At 43.5% G+C, this 1,219-nt stretch carries 2 protein-coding genes; both read right to left on the reverse strand.

The window, feature by feature from the left end:
* Positions 1-389: 389 nt before the first annotated feature.
* On the reverse strand, positions 390-827 hold the full coding sequence (locus RJ60_RS05700; RefSeq protein ID WP_103134220.1) for a putative toxin-antitoxin system toxin component, PIN family: 438 nt from the start codon (positions 825-827) through the stop codon (positions 390-392).
* A gap of 9 nt (positions 828-836) precedes the next feature.
* On the reverse strand, positions 837-1,109 hold the full coding sequence (locus tag RJ60_RS05705) for an AbrB/MazE/SpoVT family DNA-binding domain-containing protein (protein WP_103134221.1): 273 nt from the start codon (positions 1,107-1,109) through the stop codon (positions 837-839).
* Positions 1,110-1,219 lie beyond the last annotated feature (110 nt).

Consider the following 1,219-nt stretch of genomic DNA (forward strand, 5'->3'; position numbering starts at 1 on the left):
ATCCCGAACTTGTTTCGGGATCGTTTGATCTTTCAACGCCAGCGAACGCGAAAGATGGGACAGACATGAATAGATTTGTCAGTCCCGGTTTTCGCTCCTTCAACAGTCTTACTCCCTTCACGTCATTCTGGCGATCTCCTAGCCGGATCTTGTCTTTTGGCGTCCCATTATTCGGGACCCCGATCTGGGATCTGGTCTTGATCATATTGGGTATGGAGTGCTTGCTTGCGGAAGGTAAATGTAGAATTCCACTTCACAGCGTTCGTGTTTCGTAAGAAGCGGGCCTTTCAACGATCACTATATGAAATACGGGAACAAGTAAAGCCAGGAGACTTTTCTTCAGGTTCTTTCTGTGTGACTCGAATGAAATTCCCGTGCCTGTCTTGAGCTCAGGATTCAGTTCGAAAGTCCAGAAATTTTCTGAGAAACTCTGAGGGTGTGACAATTGCAATTCCTTCGATTTCCTTTAGGTCAAGCAGATGATGATCTCCAGAAACAATGTATTTTGCACCCGCCTGAACTGCACATGTAATGAATTTAGTGTCATCAGAGTCTTCGATTCTGATTTCGATATCTTCCGGGCAGTTAATTACGATCGAGCTCAACCTCAGGTAAGAAACCAACGTATCCAGCTGATCTTTATTGATCCCGGTGATGCGTAACAGTTTTGGTCGAGACAGGACATCTATAAGCTCTTGAAGAGTTTCTTCAGAGAAAACAAGCTCAAAAACGCCCTCTTTCCAGAAGTCAAGGATTCTTGCAGGAGAACTTTTGCCGGATATGATTGCGGATATCAGAACATTTGTGTCTAGTACGACTCTTTCCATTTTTTCTGGTCACTTTTCTCTTCTCGACTCTTTGAGAGCTGTGCGGATTTCTTCTTCAATTTCCTCTTCGGTGAGGGCTTCGGCGTTCGTCCTCAACTTCTGAACCAACTGAAAAAACTCTGACTTTGCCCTTTCCTTGTTAATCACGGCAACAGGCGTAAGCACGATTCTGCCGCCTTCTACTTCGACCTGTACATAGTCGCCTTCCTTCAGTCCAAGAGAATCGAATATCTGTTTTGGTATCGTGACCTGTCTGCTTCTTCCAGCTTTTACTAATTCCATATGATCACCTTTTCATATATTACTTTATTAATATTATAGCATCTTGCATTTGTTTATGCGAAAACGTGAAAAGAAGGGACTCAATTTTTTGAAGATCGGTTCTTCGTCTC

This window comes from Mesotoga sp. B105.6.4, from assembly GCF_002896535.1.
GTDB lineage: Bacteria > Thermotogota > Thermotogae > Petrotogales > Kosmotogaceae > Mesotoga.

Excerpts from the sequence above, each read along its gene's own strand:
- RJ60_RS05700 (WP_103134220.1), bottom strand. The coding sequence starts at position 827 with ATGGAAAGAGTCGTACTAGACACAAATGTTCTGATATCCGCAATCATA.
- RJ60_RS05705 (WP_103134221.1), bottom strand. The coding sequence starts at position 1,109 with ATGGAATTAGTAAAAGCTGGAAGAAGCAGACAGGTCACGATACCAAAA.